Origin of the sequence: Burkholderia sp. AU19243 (genome assembly GCF_018148075.1) — a bacterium.
Taxonomy (GTDB): Bacteria; Pseudomonadota; Gammaproteobacteria; order Burkholderiales; family Burkholderiaceae; genus Burkholderia; species Burkholderia latens_A.
In genome coordinates, this window is sequence record NZ_JAGSTV010000021.1 from 1 (window position 1) to 19,861 (window position 19,861).

At 67.6% G+C, this 19,861-nt stretch carries 20 protein-coding genes; 5 read left to right on the forward strand and 15 right to left on the reverse strand.

The window, feature by feature from the left end; translation table 11 throughout:
• The coding region (locus KDW55_RS26955) for a 4Fe-4S dicluster domain-containing protein (RefSeq protein WP_212160929.1) at nt 1-305 on the forward strand (305 nt) is incomplete at its 5' end.
• 262 nt (nt 306-567) lie between these two features.
• Here KDW55_RS26955 and KDW55_RS26960 read toward each other — a convergent pair.
• The 11 genes from KDW55_RS26960 to KDW55_RS27010 form a co-directional block, all read right to left on the reverse strand.
• Nucleotides 568-1,272 carry a sigma-70 family RNA polymerase sigma factor gene (locus tag KDW55_RS26960; protein ID WP_038572211.1) on the reverse strand — a complete coding sequence of 235 codons (705 nt, stop codon included), beginning with the start codon at nt 1,270-1,272 and terminating at the stop codon, nt 568-570.
• A gap of 116 nt (nt 1,273-1,388) precedes the next feature.
• Nucleotides 1,389-2,120, reverse strand: coding sequence for a GTP cyclohydrolase I (locus tag KDW55_RS26965; protein ID WP_038570893.1), 732 nt, complete (start codon nt 2,118-2,120; stop codon nt 1,389-1,391).
• Nucleotides 2,121-2,246: 126 nt separating this feature from the next.
• Complete coding sequence (locus KDW55_RS26970) at nt 2,247-3,032, reverse strand: hypothetical protein (protein WP_212161633.1); 786 nt, start codon at nt 3,030-3,032, stop codon at nt 2,247-2,249.
• Nucleotides 3,033-3,615: 583 nt separating this feature from the next.
• Complete coding sequence (locus tag KDW55_RS26975; protein WP_212198113.1) at nt 3,616-3,786, reverse strand: DUF2256 domain-containing protein; 171 nt, start codon at nt 3,784-3,786, stop codon at nt 3,616-3,618.
• Nucleotides 3,787-3,888: 102 nt separating this feature from the next.
• Nucleotides 3,889-4,416: a chalcone isomerase family protein gene (locus KDW55_RS26980; RefSeq protein ID WP_060153056.1), complete on the reverse strand. Its 528-nt coding sequence runs from the start codon at nt 4,414-4,416 to the stop codon at nt 3,889-3,891.
• A gap of 1 nt (nt 4,417) precedes the next feature.
• On the reverse strand, nt 4,418-5,635 hold the full coding sequence (locus KDW55_RS26985) for a cyclopropane-fatty-acyl-phospholipid synthase family protein (RefSeq protein ID WP_212161634.1): 1,218 nt from the start codon (nt 5,633-5,635) through the stop codon (nt 4,418-4,420).
• Complete coding sequence (locus KDW55_RS26990) at nt 5,632-6,486, reverse strand: DUF1365 domain-containing protein (protein ID WP_212198114.1); 855 nt, start codon at nt 6,484-6,486, stop codon at nt 5,632-5,634. Before KDW55_RS26990 ends, KDW55_RS26985 begins: the two co-directional genes overlap by 4 nt.
• A complete protein-coding gene (locus KDW55_RS26995) occupies nt 6,483-7,787 on the reverse strand; it encodes an FAD-dependent oxidoreductase (RefSeq protein WP_038570879.1) in 1,305 nt (434 codons plus the stop codon). Before KDW55_RS26995 ends, KDW55_RS26990 begins: the two co-directional genes overlap by 4 nt.
• Before the next feature lie 92 nt (nt 7,788-7,879).
• Nucleotides 7,880-8,500 carry a lipocalin family protein gene (locus KDW55_RS27000; protein WP_038570866.1) on the reverse strand — a complete coding sequence of 207 codons (621 nt, stop codon included), beginning with the start codon at nt 8,498-8,500 and terminating at the stop codon, nt 7,880-7,882.
• Entirely contained in the window at nt 8,497-9,597 is a 1,101-nt protein-coding gene (locus KDW55_RS27005; RefSeq protein ID WP_212161637.1) for a class I SAM-dependent methyltransferase, read from the reverse strand. Before KDW55_RS27005 ends, KDW55_RS27000 begins: the two co-directional genes overlap by 4 nt.
• Nucleotides 9,594-10,427, reverse strand: a complete 834-nt coding sequence (locus KDW55_RS27010; RefSeq protein ID WP_069242214.1) for a DUF1295 domain-containing protein — start codon at nt 10,425-10,427, stop codon at nt 9,594-9,596. The genes KDW55_RS27005 and KDW55_RS27010 overlap by 4 nt, the downstream gene beginning before the upstream one ends.
• 200 nt (nt 10,428-10,627) lie before the next feature.
• Between KDW55_RS27010 and KDW55_RS27015 the strand changes: the two genes are divergently transcribed.
• From KDW55_RS27015 to KDW55_RS27030, 4 genes are all read left to right on the forward strand, one after another.
• Nucleotides 10,628-11,197, forward strand: coding sequence for a lipocalin family protein (locus KDW55_RS27015; protein ID WP_212161638.1), 570 nt, complete (start codon nt 10,628-10,630; stop codon nt 11,195-11,197).
• Nucleotides 11,198-11,900: 703 nt separating this feature from the next.
• A complete protein-coding gene (locus KDW55_RS27020) occupies nt 11,901-13,106 on the forward strand; it encodes a paraquat-inducible protein A (RefSeq protein ID WP_212161639.1) in 1,206 nt (401 codons plus the stop codon).
• The gene (locus KDW55_RS27025; RefSeq protein ID WP_209825831.1) at nt 13,103-14,398 is read left to right on the forward strand and encodes an MlaD family protein; all 1,296 of its coding nucleotides are present in this window, start codon (nt 13,103-13,105) and stop codon (nt 14,396-14,398) included. The genes KDW55_RS27020 and KDW55_RS27025 overlap by 4 nt, the downstream gene beginning before the upstream one ends.
• Nucleotides 14,395-15,033: a PqiC family protein gene (locus KDW55_RS27030; protein WP_209825830.1), complete on the forward strand. Its 639-nt coding sequence runs from the start codon at nt 14,395-14,397 to the stop codon at nt 15,031-15,033. The genes KDW55_RS27025 and KDW55_RS27030 overlap by 4 nt, the downstream gene beginning before the upstream one ends.
• Nucleotides 15,034-15,137: 104 nt before the next feature.
• Here the strand turns inward: KDW55_RS27030 and KDW55_RS27035 are convergent, their stop codons facing one another.
• Genes KDW55_RS27035 through KDW55_RS27050 form a run of 4 tightly spaced genes read right to left on the reverse strand, consistent with a single transcriptional unit; the run spans nt 15,138 to nt 19,838 of the window.
• On the reverse strand, nt 15,138-17,114 hold the full coding sequence (locus tag KDW55_RS27035; RefSeq protein ID WP_212161640.1) for an FUSC family protein: 1,977 nt from the start codon (nt 17,112-17,114) through the stop codon (nt 15,138-15,140).
• A 14-nt stretch (nt 17,115-17,128) separates the two neighbouring features.
• Complete coding sequence (locus KDW55_RS27040) at nt 17,129-17,728, reverse strand: LUD domain-containing protein (RefSeq protein WP_012464880.1); 600 nt, start codon at nt 17,726-17,728, stop codon at nt 17,129-17,131.
• Nucleotides 17,725-19,098, reverse strand: coding sequence for a lactate utilization protein B (locus tag KDW55_RS27045; protein WP_012218178.1), 1,374 nt, complete (start codon nt 19,096-19,098; stop codon nt 17,725-17,727). Before KDW55_RS27045 ends, KDW55_RS27040 begins: the two co-directional genes overlap by 4 nt.
• The gene (locus KDW55_RS27050) at nt 19,095-19,838 is read right to left on the reverse strand and encodes a (Fe-S)-binding protein (protein WP_038570843.1); all 744 of its coding nucleotides are present in this window, start codon (nt 19,836-19,838) and stop codon (nt 19,095-19,097) included. The genes KDW55_RS27045 and KDW55_RS27050 overlap by 4 nt, the downstream gene beginning before the upstream one ends.
• Nucleotides 19,839-19,861 lie beyond the last annotated feature (23 nt).

Here is a 19,861-nt window from a genome sequence, read left to right on the forward strand (position 1 = left end):
AAGAGCGCGACGAGCTCGACGGCGTGTACGAGTGCATTCTGTGCGCGAGCTGCTCGACGTCGTGCCCGAGCTTCTGGTGGAACCCGGACAAGTTCGTCGGCCCGGCGGGCCTGCTGCAGGCTTACCGGTTCATCGCGGACAGCCGCGACACGGCCACCGGCGAGCGTCTGGACAATCTGGAAGACCCGTACCGTCTGTTCCGTTGCCATACGATCATGAACTGCGTCGACGTGTGCCCGAAGGGCCTGAATCCGACGAAGGCGATCGGCAAGATCAAGGAACTGATGGTTCGCCGCGCGGTTTGAAGCGCTGGCGCGTGTGAAAGGGCGGGGGTGTCGATGTACGCGGTCGCTTGGAATGAGGATTCACGCGCCGCTGCACGACCGTCATTCGTCGTCCGCATCGAGCGGGATGGATGCGGTGCGGCGCCGATTCCCAGCGGTCGGCAAGCACGTCAATATCGTGCGGATTCGGCTCCCGAGAATGCCGATGCAACGGCTGCGCGAAGCGCGCCGTTGCTCGGGCCAGGTGGCTCGGCGCGATCGAACCGGGTCGCGCCGCTCGCGCTTACTGCTCCAGATAGATCTTCAACCGCATCAGGCTGCGGCGAATCCAGCTCTTCATCGTGCCGAGCGGCACCTGCATGCGTTCGGCCAGCTCCGCATACGACGCGCCACCGTGAAACGCTTCCCGCAAAACATACGCCTGCCGCTCGCCCAGATGCGCGAGTCCGCGCTCCAGACGCAGGCGCTCCTGGTTCGCCTGCGCGCCGAGATCGGGCGTCGGGCTTGCGTCGGGGATCGACAGCGCCAGCTCGTCGTCGAGCGGCAGCTCGCGGTGCTGCCGGATCCGGTCGATGGTCCGGTTGCGGGCGAGCGTCATCAACCACGTCATTGCCGCGCCGCGCGTGGCGTCGAACGAACCGGCGCGGCGCCATGCTGTCGTGAACACGTCTTGAAGCAGGTCTTCCGCTTCATGACGATCGCGGATCATCCTCAGGATCGCGCCGAACAGCCGCGGCGCGGTCCATCGATACAGCTGCGCGAACGCATGCTCGTCGCCCGTCGCGACGCGAGCCAGCAAGCGGTCGAGTTCCGCATGTGCGTCGCATGCTTCGTCAGGCAGAACGGCGGCATCGGCGCTGATGTCGGTCCTGCCGCCGGGGCGCGATCGCGCGCGGGACGCCCTCCGCTGCGGCTGCCTGCCTGCGTGCAGCGGCGTCGTTCGCCCCGGGCCGGAAGATGGGCGGAGTGATTCGTGCGAACGGTTCATCGGGAACTCCGCATGGCTTTGAGCTTCCTGCTGTTGCGCGCTCGCGATGACGAGCGAGCGCGGATCATGACCAGACATTGCGATGTCGCATCAGTCGCGCGTGCCTGCCGCGCGCGTTATGCATTCTTTCCCGACAACAACGCGAGAAACTCCCGGCGCAGCGATGCGTCGGCGAGAAACTTTCCGCGCATCACGCTGTTGGTCATCTTTGCCTGATCGTCCTTGGTGCCGCGCCAGTGCATGCAGAAGTGGTCGGCCTCGAGCACGACCGCCAGCCCGTCGGGCGCGATGCGCGATTCGAGCAGGTCGGCGATCTGCTTGACCGCTTCCTCCTGGATCTGCGGGCGCGTCATGACCCAGTTCACCAGCCGTCCATACTTCGACAGGCCGATCAGGTTCGACGTGGCGCTGGGCAGCACGCCGATCCAGATGCGGCCCATGATCGGGCAGAGGTGATGCGAGCACGCGCTGCGTACGCGCAGCGGGCCCACGATCAGCAACTCGTCCAGCCGCTCGACGTTCGGGAATTCGGTCACGGGCGGCGCTGCCTCGTAGCGGCCCGCGAACACTTCGCGGATGAACATCTTTGCGACGCGCTGTGCGGTCTCTCGGGTGTTGTGGTCGTTGTCGACGTCGATCACGAGCGAGCGCAGCACCGCTTCCATTTGCTGTGCGACTTCGTTCTGCAATGCATCCAGTTCGCCGTCACGCAGGTGCGCGGCGATGTTGTCGTTGGCATGGAAGCGTGCGCCCGCGTGCTCGAGCCGCCGGCGAATGATGAGCGACAGAGGAATGCCCTCGTCGATCGCAGTCAGCGTACGCGCGGGAGCGTCGATCAGATTTCCCATTTCGGTTCGTTTCTCGAGGTTAGGGGTGGTGCGATGAATCACGACTGACGCGATGCGATGCTCGCGTTCATCGGGTAACAGCCGAGCGGCCGCCGACGTTTCGACGGCGCATCTGGCGGGCGCCGCTCACCTGCGTGCACGCGGGCATGCGTGGCGATGCGGCCGCGTCGCCGGAGCGCCGGCTCTGTACGCGCACGATGGGCACGCTGATGGCGCTCGCGCCCAGCCTTCGACGTCCCGGTAGAGCCGCCATACCGGGTCGTTCGCCGCCATCGTGGCTGCCAGCGTGATGGCGACGGACTGTTGCAGCTTCGTCAGCACGAACGTTTGATCGACGCGGCCGCCGACCGAGCGGAACAGGTGGAACCCTGCGCGCCGCACCGCCGAAAGCGCTTGCGCGCTGCCGTGCTCATAGACGAGCGCGGCTGCGCGGACATGGCGCGCCCGTGCGAGCGATACGAACTGATTCGCCAGATCGATGTGCAGCGACGTGACCTCGGCGATCAGCGCGTCCACGGCAAGGCACGGCTGCCGGAGCGCTCGTGCCAACGACTCGACGCGCTCGCAAACATGCAGGGCGGCCCCTTCGGCCGCTTCGTCGGATGCAGTCAGGCTGCCCGTGACGAGGAGCGTCGGATGCGCGCGCGCTGCGACGGAGTTTGATCGCGGCTCGACCGACGTGTCGTTCGGGCCGGCGCTTGCGCACGGGGTGGTCTGCTGCGGTGAGCGGTGCCGGCGACGCTCGCCGCGACACTGCGCGGCCTCCAGTCGGCGCGACGCAACCGGCGGGCCGGATGCCGCACCGGCGTGCCGGGACGGGCCGCGGGCGCTCGCCACGGAGCCACGCCCGATCAATGAAGCCGGGCATGCCAGTAAGCGGCGCGGATTGATGGCGTGATTGCGTGTTGGCACGGGGGACTCCCTGGTCGATTCATGCGTCACAGCTGGATTGTATGCAAATTTCCGGGAAAGTGAAGCAGAAAAGCGATTCAATGAATTATTTGTACCGGGAATTTTTGCGTCGTGCACCGGAATGGCGCGGCAACCTATCGCCGGGAACGTCGATATACCCGATAAGGAACGAAGATTGGAGGTTGAGGCCGCTGATGAAACGAATTTTGAAGTCGATTCGTCGGAGGAGGAATGGAGGACTGAGGACCGGTTCGGCGTCCCAACGCGCAGAACGTTGAAGCATGCATCATGTTTGAGTCATATTATCGTGTCATGGGCGCGGAATGCGGTACACGGGCGATGGTGCGCGCGAACACGCGCCGCTTTCGCGCGGGGCGCCCGTGCTGCATAGCGGCGGTGTGAATCAGGTTGGCGCTACCGCGCCGTCGAAACCCGGGGGGCTCCGGGCAGCGGCAGGCGTGCCGCCAGGACGGACACACCGGTGCCGGTCGATTCCGCGGAGCCGACACAACGGCCATACCATCGCGGCGCGGGAGGCGCTGCCCCGGGCGTGGCGTTGAGCGATGGGTGCGTCAACGCGAAGTCAACGGCGTTCAGCGTTCGTCTTCATGCCGGCGGGCGACCGCCGATTGCGGCGGCAACGTTCCGAGCAATAGAGGACCTCGTCCCAGACGGCCTTCCATTTCTTTCTCCAGCTGAAAGGCAAGCCGCAGGTTTCGCAGATCTTTTCAGGCAAGTGCGTTTTGTTGGCCATCGCGACTCACGCGCAGAAAAGGAACCCGTGCACGGTCGCACCGGGCGGCAGCGTGCGGTGCGCAGCGATACGACGCACCCATGGCCATCGCCGAGCGCCGCATCAGTGCGCGTCGTCGCCCAGCAGCTGGCGGCGCAGTGCTTTGGCCCGCGTGCGCGGGTCGAGCCAGATCGCGAAGAATGCGCGCGCGAACGCCGGGTCGGTCACGTCGGCCGTGAGGCGGCCGTTGGTGTAGAAGCGTGCGCCACGCTCGGGGACGTAGACGCCGCATAGTACGTCGCCGCGCGATACGTCGGTGAACGCTCGTTCCATATCGCGGCGCCATGCGTCGAGCGTTGCAGCCGGCAACGGCGCGGGTGCAAGGCGCTCGATTTCGTCCATGCCTGTCGACACGAGCCGCTCCCCTTTCACGTCGCGACGGTAGGCCAACGACAACGCGAACGGCGTGTCGAGCGCACCGGGCGCGCGGGGCGCCCACAGCTGCGCGTCGTACAGGCAGATACCCAGTATGCAGAACCGGCCGGAGCCGATCAGTCGCGCCGACGCTATTTCGTCGACGCAGCTCGCGCCGGCGACGAGCGGCGCAGCCAGCGCCACGGACGCGGCGAGCATCGCGAGCCGGCGCTTCATGTCAGTCGTGCGCCGACACGATGAAGTGCATCACGTCGGTGCGCCGTTCGGCGAATCCTGCTTCGCAATAGGCGAGATAGAGCCGCCAGGTGCGAATGAACGTTTCGTCGAACCGTTGCGCGCGCACCGAGTCGACGTGGGCATCGAACGAGGATCGCCAGGTGCGCAGCGTGCGTGCGTAGTCGTCGCCGAACGCGAACACCGGTTTCGCGACGAGCCGCGCGCGTCGCGCGGCATCGACGAAGCGCGCGGGGCTCGGCAACATTCCGCCGGGAAAGATGAACTCGCGAATGAAGTCGCTCGACGCGCGGTACGCGTCGAATTGCGACTCGACGATCGTGATCGATTGAATCAGCGCGCGGGCGCCGGGCTTCAGGCGCTGCCTGAGCGTGTTGAAGTACACCGGCCAGAACGATTCGCCCACGGCCTCGAACATCTCGATCGACACGATTGCGTCGTATTGGCCCTCGACGTCGCGATAGTCGCGCAAGTCGAATGTGACGCGATCCGACAGCCCTTCGCGCGCGACGCGCTCTTGGGCCAGCGCGTATTGGGCGTGCGAGATGGTGACGCCGTGTACATGAATGCCTTGCCGTGCAGCGTGCACCGCGAAGCCGCCCCAGCCGCAGCCGATCTCCAGCACGCGCATGCCGGCGCGCAGCCCGAGCGCATCGACGATGCGCTGATACTTCGCCGTTTGCGCGTCGGCAAGCGACCGCTGCGGGTCGCCGTCGAAGCAGGCGCTCGAATACGTCCAGGTGTCGTCGAGCCACAACCGGTAGAAGTCGTTGCCGAGGTCATAGTGCGCATGGATGTTGCGGCGGCTGCCGGCTCGCGTATTCGTCCGCAGCCGATGGCGCAGCGCGTACCACACGCGTGCCACGCGGCCGCCCGTCACCGGCTTCGCGATCACCGGCTGGTTGCGGATCGCAAGGCGCAGCAGCGCGACGAGATCGGGCGTGTCGATCCAGTCGGCGCGATACGCTTCCGCGAAGCCGATGTCGCCCGCGCGCAGGATCGCGCGGCACGCGCGCCAGTCGCGGATCTGCAGCGTCGCGGCCGGCTGGCAGTGCGGATCGCCGAACACATGCTGCGCGCCTTCGGGCGTCACGAGCGTCAGGTGACCGTCGCGGATCCGCCGGAGAAGCGCGATGAACAACCGGGCCGACAGCGGCATCGCCGGTTGTGATGCGGAGGATAGCAGGCGCAGCAAGGTCATGGACGAGCCTCGTGATCGGACATCGCCGAGCGGCCGCGTGGCGACGCGCCCGGTACGGGGGACAATGGCGAATCGGTCGCGGCGGAACGGCCGGCCGGCGTCTTGCCGTGGAACGGCACGCGTGCGAGCCATAGCCGCAGCGCCTGCCAATGGATGCGAATGACGACGTTGATCGCGTTCAGCGGCTGCCGCGCCAGCGCGCGCCACGCGCGTGCCGCCGTCAGCGGCGCGGTGCGCATCCCGATCGCCGTGTGCAGCAGCACGCCGTCGTCGTCGCGATAATCGATCGCCACGCTCAGATGGTCGCCGCGCTGACACACACGAAACGCGTATTCCCCGATGACGTCGCAAAACGGCGACACATGAAACGTCTTGCGGCAGACGAGCACGGTGTCGGCTTCGATCGGCGCGTGGTGCATCGCACTGAGCAGATAGCCGTGATGCGCGCCGAACGTGTTGCGCACGTCCGCGTACAGCGCGCGGAGCGCACCCGCGCGGTCGTAGCAATACCAGAAGCTCACCGGGTTGAATGCGTAGCCGAAGATCCGCGGGATCGTCTGCAGCCAGATCGGGCCGTCGGCGCGAATGCCGGCTTGCGCGAGCACATCCCGCATCCATGGGCCGAGCGCGCGGCCGTCGCGCGGGCCGTAGTCGCGGCAAGCGAGCGCGAGCGGGGCCCAGCGATCGATGCCGAACCAGCTTCCGGCGATCTCGTCCAGCCGCTCGACATCGCAGCAGACCTGGAAGAGCGGATACCGGAATGCATGGCGCACCGGCCGCAGCCGCTCATGCATCACGGTGCCGACGAGCAACCGGGCGGCCGCGCCGTCGCGCGCGAAGGGCGCGTTCATGGGCGAGCCCAGGCCGGCGCGATGCCGAAGTCATATGCGACGCGCAACGCCGACTTCAACCCGTCCTCGTGGAAGCCGTAGCCCGTCCATGCTCCCGCGAACCACGTATTGCGCCGCCCTTGCAGCATCGGCAGACGATGTTGCGCATCGACGGCCGCGAGGTCGAGCAGCGGGTGCTCGTAATCGTAGCGGCCGAGCTCGGTGCCGGGCGCGGGCTCGTCGACCGGATTCAACGTGACGACGACCGGCGAGCGGAACGGCAGCGGCTGCAACTGGTTCAGCAGGTAGCTCACGCATACCGGCGCCGGGCCGGCGCGGCGCCCCGTCCGTCCGCTCAGGTAGTTCCACGCCGACCACACGCGCCGCCGCCGCGGCAGCAGCGCCGTATCGGTATGGAGCACCGCGACGTTGGGCTGGTAGCGCACGGCGGCCAGCACGGCGCGCTCGGCGTTGCTGGCGTCCGCCAGCAGCCGCAGGCTCGTCGGCGCATGGCATGCAAGCACGACCGCGTCGAAACGCTCGGGGCCGGCCGTGTCGGTCGCCACCGTCACACCCGCGTCGTCGCGCGTTATCGCGCGCACGGGCGTATTCACGCGCACGTCGTCGAGCGTCGCGGCGATGCGCTCGACGTACCGCCGCGCGCCGCCCGCGACGGTGCGCCACGTCGGCCGGTTGTTGACCTGCAGCAACGCGTGATTCAGGCAGAAGCGCAGGAACGTCGCCGCCGGAAACCGCAGGATGTCGCTGGCCGCGCTCGACCAGATCGCGGCCGCCATCGGCAGCAGGTAGTGATGCTGGAACGACGCGCCGTAGCCGCCGGCCGTGAGCAGCTCGCCGACCGACAGGCGCTCGCGGCTCGCCGATTCGAGATGCGCCTGGGCGGACGCGTTGAAGCGCAGGATATCGCGCAACATCCCGAGAAAGGTCGGCGAGAACAGGTTGCGGCGCTGCGCGAACACGGTGTTCAGATTGCTGCCGGCCCATTCGAGCCGCCCGCCGTCGACGGACACCGAAAACGACATGTCGGTCGCATGCGCAGCCACGCCCAGCTCGTCGAACAGCGCGATCAGGTTCGGATACGTGCGATCGTTGAACACGAGGAATCCGGTATCGACCGGGTGGCGCGCGCCGTCGAGTTCGACATCCACCGTGTGCGTGTGGCCGCCGAGATAGTCGGCGGATTCGAACAGCGTCACGCGATGCTGGCGAGCCAGCAGGTATGCGCTCGCGAGGCCCGCGATGCCGGCGCCGACGACTGCGATCCGGCGGCCGGGCGGCGGCACTGATGGTTTCGGGTGCATCGCGAATGGTCTCCGTCAGTCACAAGGGCGGGATAGGGAATGTCATGTGCGCAGATACGGTGCACGGCGCGCCGCGGATGCATCCGCGGCCGTCATTCGCGATCGCCTGGCGACGCGAAGCCGGGCATGCCGATTTGCGCGGGCAGTTGCGGCACGCGCCTGAAGCGCGACGTGTCGTAACCCATCGCGTCGAGCCGCGCGAGCAGCGAGCGATAGGTGGCGTCGTCCATCGTCGGCTCCCGCGAGAAGATCCAGCCGAGCGTCTTGCCCGGATAGCCGAGGATCGTGTACCGGTAGTCGGGGTCGACGTAGAGCGTCAGTTGCGTGACGTACACCGGCCAGAACAGCCGCACGCGCCATTCGCCGCCGCCGCTGCCGGGCTTGACGGTGTCGACGAACCGATAGCGCTTCTCGGGCCCGTCGAAGCTTCCTTTGCGGCCGACAAATGCGTCGTCGATACGGCCGTCGTCGCGAAGGCGCCACTCGGCCCGGCTGCCGACGAAGTCGCGTTCCGCGAAGTACGGGATGTTGGCGATCACGTACCAGCGGCCCATGTAGCGCGGCAAGTCGACGGGTACGGTCGACAGCGGAACCGCGGCGCGCGGATTCGGATTCGGCGGGCTGCCCGTGCAGCCGGCTCCGCCGAGCGCGAGCGCCGTCACGGCCGTGATGGTTGCGCGACGGAGAATCCGGCGGACGATCAACGCGTTCATGCGCGCCCCCCGCGCTTGTCGAACAGGTAGTGGGCAACGCCCCATTCCTGCCCGTCGGCGTAGCCGAACAGCTCGGCGACGGCCATGTAGAACATCCGCCAGCGCTGGAACCAGATGCGCGCGTCGGCGCCGTAGACGGTGTCGAAAATGGGCATGATCCGCGGGCGCGCCGCGTCGAGCGACGCGAGCCACTGATTCGCGGTGCGCGCGTAATGAGTGCCGTCGAGCCACCACTGGCGCGCGATTCGCACATCGTCCTGAAACCGCAGCAGCAGATCGGCCGACGGCATCGTCCCGCCCGTGAAGAAGTGGCGCGACATCCAGTCGGTGTCGTCGTGCACCGCGAAGTGATAGGCGGCGAGCTTGTGCGCGAAGATGTGCACGAACAGCTTGCCGTCGTCGTCCATCCAGCGCGCGATTTTCGCGAGCAGCTGTCCGTAGTTCTTCATGTGCTCGAACATCTCGATCGACAGCACGCGATCGAAGCCGGCTTCCGCCGGATCGAAGTCGAAGTCGACCACGTTGCCGGTCACGATCCGCAGATTCGTCAGCCTGCGCAGCGCCGCGCATCGTTCGATGAACTCGCGCTGGCCGTACGAATTCGAGAGTCCGACGATCTGCGCGGCCGGATACCGCTCGGCGAGCCACAGCGACAGCGAACCCCAGCCGCAGCCCAGGTCCAGAATGCGCTGGCCGTCCGCGAGATCGGCGCGCTGCGCGTACAGCGCGAGCATGGCCTCCTCGCCTTGCGACAGCGTTTCGTTGCCGTTCGGGTAATAGCCGCACGAATATTTGAGCCGCGGGCCGAGATGGGCTTCGAAGAAGCTGCCGGGCACTTCGTAATGCTGGGTATTGGCCGCGTGTGTTTCGATCGCGATCGGGCTCGCGCGCAGTTCGTGCACGAGCGCGTCGACGGCCGCCGCGCGCTGCTCGCCGTCGTGTGCGTGCGCGTCGCGCAGCCGCTGCCGCATCAGCCGGCGCATCCCGGCCCGGATCAGCGCGTCGGGCAGCCAGCCGCGCTCGCAGCAGCGAATCAGCCAGGCATCCTGGGGGGCGGCAATCGCGGCAGGCGACGATTGCGAGGTGGTAGCGGTCATGAGCGCGTGCTCCGGTCTTGAGGGTGATCGGGTCGAGTGCGGGACGTGCCGGCCGCCGCTCGCGGCGGCCACGGAATGAGCGCGCTGGTGGTGCGCATGTACTCGCGATAGTCGGGGCGGGTTTGCACCATGCGCGCTTCAAGCAGCGGCAGGCCCGATACCTTGACCAGCAGCCAGGCCATCAGGACGGGCGGCATCAGCGTGAGCCAGCCCCACGGCATGCCGATCGCGAGCGCCGTGTAGGCGAGCCAGTGCACGCACTCGAAGAAATAGTTGGGGTGCCGCGAATAGCGCCACCAGCCGGCGCGGCAGACCTGGCCGCGATGGTCGGGATTCGCGAGGAAGCGCTTGAGCTGGCGGTCGGCGACCGTCTCTCCGGCTACGGCGGCGATCCAGATCGCGGCGGCGGCGGCGATGGCGGCAGGGGCCGCGGGTTCGGGACTGTATGCAGGCACGAAGAACGACGCCGACAGCAACATCGAGATCAGCGCCTGCAACTGAAACAGCCAGAACATGTTGCGCGGCGCGGCGTCGCCCCATTGCTGGCGGAATTGCCGGTAGCGCGGATCCTCCGGCTGCCCGCGATTGCGGGCCCACAGGTGCCGGGCAAGCCGCAGACCCCAGATGCCGCCGCCGGCGGCCACGAGTGCGCGATTCAGTTCCGGGCCCGTGCCCAGCACGGCGACGAATACGGCCACGCCGCCAAGCGTCGCCGCCCAGACCGGATCGATCATTCCCGCGTTCCGGGAGTGCAACTGGGCGATCCACACCGCCGTGAAGGACGCGATCAGTGCGACGAAAGCGAGAAGGGCAACGGCGACGGCGGGCATACGGGCTCCGGGGGCGCAATAACCGTCATATACGAAGCCGGGGGCCGAATGGATGCAGCGGGATGCGTTGCGCTGCGCTCGCGCAGCAGGGGAGCGCGCGACGTGCCTGCTGCGACGGGCGCTCCGGGCGCGAACTGCGCTGCAACGGCACGGCGATTGCGTGCACAATAAGCCGCTTTCGTATGTGGAGATGAAACGGGATGAAGCGACTTATCGTTGGTCGGCCGTTGCTAACGGCCATCGTGTTCGTTGCAGGCGCAGCGCTCTTGCTCGCGGGTTGCGCCGGCGTGGCCGGCGGGCCGAGCGGCAACGCCCACGTGCCGCAGCCGGCCAGAACAGTCGATCTCGATCGCTACGTCGGCAGGTGGTACGAATTCGCGCGCTATGAAAACCGCTTCGAGCGCGGATGCGAGGGCGTGACCGCAGACTATGCGAAACGGGAGGACGGTCTGGTCTCCGTGCGCAACACCTGTCGCGAAGGCAGCCCGGAAGGCCGTGCGCGCAGCTCCGACGGCCGCGCGCGGACCGTGCCGGGCAGCGGCGACGCGAAGCTTGAGGTTTCGTTCTTCGGCCCGTTCTTTTTTGGCGACTACTGGATACTCGATCATGCTGACGACTATTCATGGTCGATCGTCGGCGAGCCATCCGGCCGGTTCCTGTGGATCTTGACGCGCGACGCGAAGCCGTCAGCCGAGCGCGCGGCGGCGCTGGTCGAGCGGGTCCGTTCGCTCGGATACGATACGGCGATGTTGCGCCGCACCGCGCACTGAGCGGGCGGTACATGCAACCGGCGTGCGCGGCTTCGCCGAGCGCGGCCACACAAGCGGCGCAGCGCCGGGGAAGGACGACGCTCACGGACGCCCGTTGACCGGACGTCCATGCCGGCGCCGCCGTTCCGAGCGGCGTCGTCGCAGACTCCCCACCCGCGCGATCGCGCAAGCTTACTGTGATCACCGTGGGCGATTCGGCAAACGGGGCGAAGCACCGGATGGCGCCGTCGATGCACGGCGAGGCGGCGTGATGCCGCCTTCGGCGCGCATCCGCGTGGGCGGACGCGCCGGCAGCGGCCGGCTTTCGACACGTTTCCAGCGCCATGCCAGTGCTTCATGCCGCCGCACGCGCAAGCCGGCCCGACCGGCGCATCGATCCGGATTTCGCTCGGTCTTGCCGCGTCAGCGGACGCGCGGCACGGCGAGGAACGCCGCTTGCTAGCCGTTCCTAACCGACACGGCGGCAATCGGCCGAAGCGCGTCGCGCGGCGCTTTTCTCGCGTGTGCGCGTCGGCCGGCGAAACCGGCGGGTCGTACCGGGCATCGGTGTCCCGGATGGTGCGACAACGTGAGCGGCAGGAGAATCCATGCGAACCGGAATGCATGAACGACCAAGGACTGCGGACAAGTTCTGCCATGACCCGTGTCACGCTTGTCGTGACGCGCGGCGCAACCACAGGCGCGACGATTCGGAGACGGCCGCATGACCATCGGCTGTCCCGCCTGCGGGACGCTCGGCGACATCCCGCCGCTCGGCGCTCGCGCGCTGGTGCGTTGCCGGCGGTGCCGCGCGCCGCTGGAGCGGCGCAGCGGCCGCAGCGTGCAGGCCGCACTCGCCTGCACGACGGCGACGTTCATCCTGCTATTTCCGGCCAATCTCGCGCCGCTAATGACCGTCACGATGCTCGGAACCGCACACTCGTCGGTATTGGCGTCGGGCATCCTGACGATGTGGGATCGCGGTTGGGTGATCCTGGCCGCGCTGCTCGCGATGTTCGGCATCGTATTGCCGTTCGCCCGCTTCGGCGGCCTGATGCTGGTGCTCGGTGCGATCCGCTTCCGCCGGCCCTTCACCGGCATCGGCGTGGTGTTCCGGTGGACGCTCTGGCTCGATGCGTGGGCAATGCCCGACGTGTATCTGGTCGGCTGCATCGTCGGCTACGCGCGCGTGACGCAGAACCTGACCGGCACGATCGACGCCGGAGGCTACTGCCTGCTCGCAGCAGGACTGATGTCGATGATCACGCGCGCGTCGCTCGATCGCCGCACCGTGTGGCGTGCCATCGCGGCCGAGCGATACCCGCAGCCGGGCGAGCTGACCGTTGCGTGCAGCGCTTGCGACCTCGTGCTGCCGGTGTCGCGGGAAGGGACGCCGTGTCCGCGCTGCGGGCTCGGGCTGCGCTTGCGCAAGGCGGCGCCGCTTTCGCGGGCCAGCGCGTTGTCGCTGGCGGCGCTCGTGCTGACCGTGCCCGCCAATCTGCTGCCGATGACGCGGTCGATGCAGTTCGGACACGTGGTGTCGCATCGAATCATCGACGGCGTATCGCAACTGTTTCACGTGGGGCTCTGGCCGTTCGGGATACTGACGTTCATCACGAGCATTGCGATACCGGTCGGCAAGATCGCCGGCATGGCATGGGTCGTCGCGTCGGTGCTGCGACGCTCGCGCCGGCATTTGCGCGCAAAAGGACGGCTCTACCGATGGATCGACGAACTCGGCCGATGGTCGAACGTCGACGTGTTCACGATCGCGGCGTTCATTCCATTGATCCGGTTCGACGGCATCGCGTCTGCCGACCCCGCGGCCGGCGCCACCGCATTTGCGCTCGTCGTCTTTTTCACGATGCTGGCATCGCATGCATTCGATCCCCGCCTGATGTGGGACTCGCGCGACAGGAGCAGCCGATGAACAGGCCGCGCCCGCCACGCACGCGAGCCGACGTGCGCCGCAGCGCATGGCCCGGCTGGGTCTGGATCGTCCCGGTCGCGACGCTCGGCGTGGTGGGATGGCTCGGCATCCGCGCGTTGGCGGAACGCGGCGAAACCGTGACCGTCGTGTTTTCCGACGCGCACGGAATGAAAGTCGACGATACCGAAGTCACGCTGCGCGGGGTCAAGGTCGGGAAGCTGTCGGGCATCGCGTTGTCGCCCGACGGCCAGCACGTCGAGGCCACCCTCGCCATCGCGCGTGCCGAGGAGCAGTACCTGCGCAGCGGAACGCGGTTTTTCCTGCGCGGCGCGCAACCGGAGATGAGCGATCCGTCATCGCTGCGTGCGCTCGTCGTCGGGCCGGAAATCGTCATGGAGCCCGGGCCCGGCAAGCCCGCGCGGCATTTCGATGGCACCGAGCGGCGGCCCGCGCTTGCGCCGCGGCATGGGCCCGTCGTTTCGTATGTCGTGCGCTTTGCCGGCGCTGCAGGCGAACTCAAGGACGGCGCGCCCGTGAAGTTGCGCGGCTTCCAGGTCGGGACGGTCACACGCGTGCGATTGAGCTACGACGTCGCCAGCGAGCAGCTTGGTACGCCCGTGCAGATTGCGCTCGAGCCGTCAGCGCTGGGTATCACCGGCGTGCAACCGCCGGCCGATGGCAACTGGCGCCCGATCGTCGACCGCATGCTCGGGCGACTCGTTGCACGCGGGCTGCGTGCGCGCCTCGTGCAGGATCCGCCGCTCGTCGGCGCCCGTATGATCAGTCTCGACTTCGTCCGCGATGCGCCGGCTGCGACGTTGGCGGCCGCGGAGGGGCCGGCCGAGATACCGAGCGTCGAATCCGCGGACTTCGACGCGATCGCGGCCCGGGCCAACGACATCGCGGGCAAGATCGATGCGCTGCCAATCAGGGAAACGGGCGACGACGTGCGCAGCATCGCGGCACGGATCAACGCATTGGCAGCGTCGCCGCAACTGCGCGACAGCCTCGCGCATATCGACCGCTCGGTCGCGCAGATCGACCGGACGCTGCAACAGGTGTCGCCGCAGATCGGCCCGCTCGTCGCGCAACTGCGCGATACGGCGAACGCTGCGGATCAGGCGGTTGCGTCGGCCAGGCGCACGCTCGACGACGATGGGACCGCGCAAAGCAGTTTGCCTGCCGCGCTGCGCGAACTGACCGACACCGCGCGTTCGGTGCGCGCGCTGGCCGACTATCTCGACCGGCATCCGGAAGCGATCGTGCGCGGCAGGCGTGAGGAGAAGCCATGATCGCTGTTGCGTGCAAGCGGATCGGAACATCGGTGCGCGACGCGGTGAAATCGGCACCGGCCGCGCTCGCCGTCACCATCGCGCTGGGTGGCACGTTCGTCGTCGCCGGATGCGGGCACAGCCCACCGACGCGCTACGTTGCGCTGAGCCCGGTGGCAAGTGCTGCGCCGCGCGCAACCGAGCCCGTCGCGCCCGTGCAGCTGACTGCGGTGCATGTTCCGGCGGCGCTCGACCGCCTCGAGGTCGTCGTGCAGCGTTCGGCGAATCGCCTCGTGATCGACGACGGCGCGCGCTGGGGCGCGCCGCTCGACCTGATGATGCGCGAGACGCTGACGCAGGACTTGCTGGCGCGTCTGCCCGAAGGTGCCGTCGTGTTGCCCGGCGCGCCGCGGCAGGCGGATACGCGCACGCTCGTCGTCACGGTGCTGGACGCGCACGCCGACGAAAGCGGCACGCTGACGTTTCTGGCTGCGTGGACGTTGTTGTCCGGCCGCCCGGAGCGCGTGACGTCGAGCCGGGAGACGGCGCTGACCGCGCAACTCACGTCGCGCGATGCGGCGGCGCAGGCTGACGCCCTGAGCCGTGTGCTCGGGCAGCTCGCCGACCGGATCGCGAGTGCGCTCGCTGGGCGCTGAGTGCGTGGGTGTGTGAATCGGTGAGCGAGTGAAGGCGCGTCGGCGCGGCGTCCCGTGCGCCGCTTCTGCGCGGATCCGGACCGAGCCGATTACCGCGTTGGCGCTCACGAGGCTGCGCTTTTGACAGCGCACGCCAAAGGGGGCGCCGGAACGTCGAATAGCGGCCGCGCGCGCGGCCCGCGTCCTGCGCTCGGCCCGTCGCTCATGTCCGGCGTGAGGCACTCGAGCGGCGCGGCCGCGCCGACCGCATCGCGCAGGCGCCGAACCAGCTCGCGCGCATCGTCGATATGGCGTCGGCGCCTCGCGACGGTCTCCAGGCGCATGGCGGCCAACAGCGTGTCGAGTTCGTCCGTCGCCGTGCACGCGCGCCGCCTTGCTGCAACGAGCGCATCTGCGTCGACCCCGTGCGTGGTGACGAACGCACGGACGAGTTCGACGTATTCCGTCACGGCGGCAGTCGCATCGCTCGACACGGCATCGAGCCGCCTGCGCTCCCAATCGGGCCACGCGAGCAAGCTTACGCCGAGCGCAACGAGCGCACCGGCGATGCTGTTCGCGACCCGCATGCCGGCAAGCAGCCACGGCGATGCAATCGGCGCGCCGAGATACGCAACCAGGATGAAATGCGGTGTGAGGAACAGGATGTACGACACGTAGTCGAGCGGCCTTGCGGAGAACGTGCCGGTTGCGAGCGGTACGATCGCCAGCGCGAGAAGCACCGGGTTGTGACACGCGAGCGCGACCGCCGATGCCAGGATCGCGCCCAGGATCGTGCCGAGTACTCTCAGCGCGGACGTTTTCAACGTGTGCGGCACGGTCGGCTGCATGACGAACAACGTCGTCAGCACCATCCAGTAACCCTGCTGAACGCCGAGCACGCGGGCGAGCACGGCGGAGAGCATGGCCGCAGCGGACAGGCGCAGCGCATAGCGCGCGATGCGTCCGTTTGTGCGAATCTCCATCAGCGCCGCGCCTGGCGCGGTCGCCTTTGCGCGCAACGGCTCGTGCCGTTCCGTTTGCGGCGGCGCCATGCGCCGATCGCCGACCTCGCTGCCGCCGATATCGGTGAATGCCATCATGAGCGCCAGGCACGATTGCAGCCACGTCCGTGCCGGTTCGGTCAGCGCCGCCCCTTCGGCGCGCAGCGTTGCGCCGCGCAGGTCGGCAGCCAGCCGGTTGCGCAGCCGCGTGACGGCGGCGCGAGCATGCGGCCGCGCGAGCACGGTGTCGGCATGCGCGTCGATCAACGCGACGAGTTGGTGCAGCGACGGAACCAGCAGCGCAGTTGCGGCGCTACTGCCGGGCGGCCGATTGCGCAGCAGGGTGTCGAGGCCCGCGAGCAATGCGATCGAGCGTTCGCCGTCTAGCTGCCACGCCGTCACGGTGGCGCCGGCCGCGTCGGGGCGGCTCCGCGCCGTCCGAATCAGCGCATCGAGTCGCGTTCGCAGTGCCGTGCGGTTCGGGCCGCTTGCGTGCCGTGCATCGTGCGCGACCGGCACCAGCGCACGCACGAACGATCCCGCCGCGTACAGATAGGTGAACGCCGCCCGGCGTGCGCGCGTCGCCGCGCTTTCGGGCCGGAGGCCGACGAGGCATGCGACCGCCCACAGACTGCCGGCCGCGAAGCTCGCTGCATACTCGGCAGGCGCCGGCCACGGATGGGCGGGAAACGCGGCCGACACCGCGCACGCGGTGGCAAGCAGCAGCCCCCGAGCGCCGATCGTTGGGCCGCCCACGCGGGTGAGGCCGCCGATATAGACGGCAATGCCGGTCAGGCCGACCGCGAGCCACGCGAGATCCGCCACGGCCGTGGCTGCGGCGGATGCAAGCGAGCCGATCAATCCGAACATCGCACCCGCGAGCGCACGTTGGCGCATCGATTCCGACGGCTCGTCGGCGAGACACGTCCAGAACGCGGCAATCGCCGCCCAGCACAGCAGCGGCGCGTGCAGCGTGGCGGCAAGCAGCGCGGGCGCCGCGCACACCAGTCCGGCCTTCAGCGCCGTGGGCAGCGGCAGGTGATGCCGCCCGTCGCGAACCGCACGGGCCGCCCAGTCTCGGATGCGCTTGATGGCGCTCATCGCATGCTCCTGCATCACCGTTCGCCGACGGGCCTCCGCAACGGGATAACGGTGAGCGAGCGGATCCCCTGTGCGCCGCGCACCAGCACGCCTTCGATGTCGGCGGTTGCCGACGGTCCGCTCATCAGCACGGCGTAGTTGGCCGCGAAGAACTCGCTGCGGTGATACGCGTGATGGAGGTTGCCGACGATGTCGGCGGGGTCGAGCAGCGCGACCAGGTGTTGCGACAGGTAACCGAGCGCGTTGACGTCGTATTGCGCCTCGCTGAGCCAGATCGAGCCGGTTTCGGCGACGGCGAACGCCGGGCGCACGATCCCGACGTCGACGTCGTTCAGCGCGCGCGGATCGTCGATCGCGGCGAGATCGCGGTTGCCGTCGAACTCGGGCGTGGCCGAGCAGAACACGGACGCGCCGGGAAACCGGGAGCGCACGAACGCGTCGAGCGACGCGTTTTCGGGCATCGCGCACCACGTCCCGCCGAGTCGCGCGAGCGACGCCCTGAACGTGTCGACGGCAGGCGGCAGAGCCGTATCGAACAGCGGCACGTCGGGCAACGGCCGGGGCGTGGGACGCACGTCGCGCAAACGGGAAAGAATCAGGTCTCGGCTGCTCATTTCTTGTTCCTCTTCAGATACCAGTCGCGGAAAGTCTGCTGGGGTGCGTCAGGCACTTCTCGATGCTTGCCCCACACGTTGAGCGGGTTGTAGAGCACGGCGCGCGGCAGTACCGATACCGCGGTGCCGGCCGTCTTGACGGCTGCGCGGTACAGCGCCGGCCGCGACAGCACCTGTCCGGCGACTTTCATCGCCTCCTGCTTGACGAACGGCAGTTCGTGCTGTTCGGCCACGATCTGCCGCCACTTGTAGATCTGCTCGTGGATATTGATCTTCACCGGACACACGCTGGTGCAACTGCCGTTCATCGTCGACGCAAACGGCAGCGAACTGTACTTGCGCAGGTTGAAGGTCGGGTTGATGATCGCGCCGATCGGCCCCGAGTAGACGCCGCCATAGCTGAGCCCGCTGCTGCGTCGATAGACCGGGCACGTGTTCATGCACGCGCCGCAGCGGATGCATTTGAGCGAATACCAGAAGTCGTCCATGCCGAGCCGCTCGGAGCGGCCGTTGTCGACCAGCACGAAATGCATTTCGCCGCCTTTCTTCGGACCGCGGAAGTGCGACGTGTACTGGGTGATCGGCGAACCGATCGCATTGCGCGACAACATCCGGATGAATACGCCCAGATGCTCGAGCTTCGGAATCAGTTTCTCGATGCCGATCGACGCGATGTGCAGCGGCGGCACGTTGGCGCTGAGGTCCGCATTGCCTTCGTTCGTGCACACGGTGATGCCGCCCGTTTCGGCGACCGCGAAGTTGCATCCGGTCATGCCGGCGTCGGCGTTCAGGATCAGCGGACGCGTGGCGTTGCGCTGCGCTTCGGCGAGTTTCGGGATGTTGCTTTCGTTCGGGTCGGTGCCGATCTTCTCGGAAAAGATTTTGGCGACGTCGGTGGCGAGCTTGTGCACGGCTGGCACGACGATGTGAGAAGGGAGCTCGTCATCGAGCTGCTGAATTTGCTCGCCGAGGTCGGTTTCGACGACAGTGATGCCGCGCTCCTCCAGATACGGGCGCATCTCGCATTCCTCGGTCAGCATCGACTTGCTCTTCACGAGCAGCTTCGCGTGACGGCGCTCCAGGATCTCGTACACGATCCGATTGTGTTCTTCGGCATCCTTCGCCCAGTGGACGATCACGCCGTTGGCGGTCGCGTTGCGCTCGAATTCCTCGAGATACTCGGGCAAATGCGTGAGCGTGTGCTCCTTGATCGCGGACGCAAGCGTGCGCAATTCCTCCCATTCGGGGATGGCGTGCACCTCGGCATCCCGCGACGTGCGCAGTTCCCAAAGACGCTTGTCATGGAACTGGATGTGCTTTTCGTCGGCGATGAATTTCGCGGATGCGCCGACGTGGTCTACGCGTTTCATGCTCGTGCTCCATTGAGGATCTGTGCGATGTGGATGAATTTCAGCCCCAGCTCCAGGCGGTCCGAGCAACCTTTCTGGTGCATCAGGCACGACGAATCGGCCGACACGATGTATTCCGCGCCGTTGCGCTTGTGGTCGCGCACCTTGTCCGCGCCCATGCGCGCGGAAACCGGTTCCTCCGATACGCAAAACGTGCCGCCGAAGCCGCAGCATTCGTCGGGCCGATCGGGCTGAATGAACTCGATACCCTTGACGCCCTTGAGTAGTGTCAGCGGCTTCGAGAAGAACGGCTCCTCGATCTCGGACATCTTCGCTGTGCGCAACGCGCGCAGCGTGCCGCAGCTGTTGTGCAGGCCGACCTTGTGCGGGAATTCGGCCCATGGAAATTCCCGCACGCGCAGCACGTCGTGCAGGAATTCGACGAGCTCGTACGTGTTCTTGCGCACGGCGACGGCATCGCGGGTCTGGTCGGCTGCGGTCAGGTGGTCACGCACGTGGTGCACGCAGCTGCCGCTCGGCGCGACGATGTAGTCGTAGCCCGTGAAATTCTTGACGAACAGGTTCTCGGTCGCAGCGGCCTGCTTTTCGCAGCCGCTGTTGCCCATTGGCTGGCCGCAGCAGGTCTGGTCGAGCGGATAGTCGACGTCGCAACCCAGACGCTCGAGCAACTGCAGCGTGGCGATCCCGACGTCTGGGTAGAACGCGTCGATGAAGCACGGAATGAAAAGGGCGACCTTCATGGAATTCCTCCGTTGAATTGAAC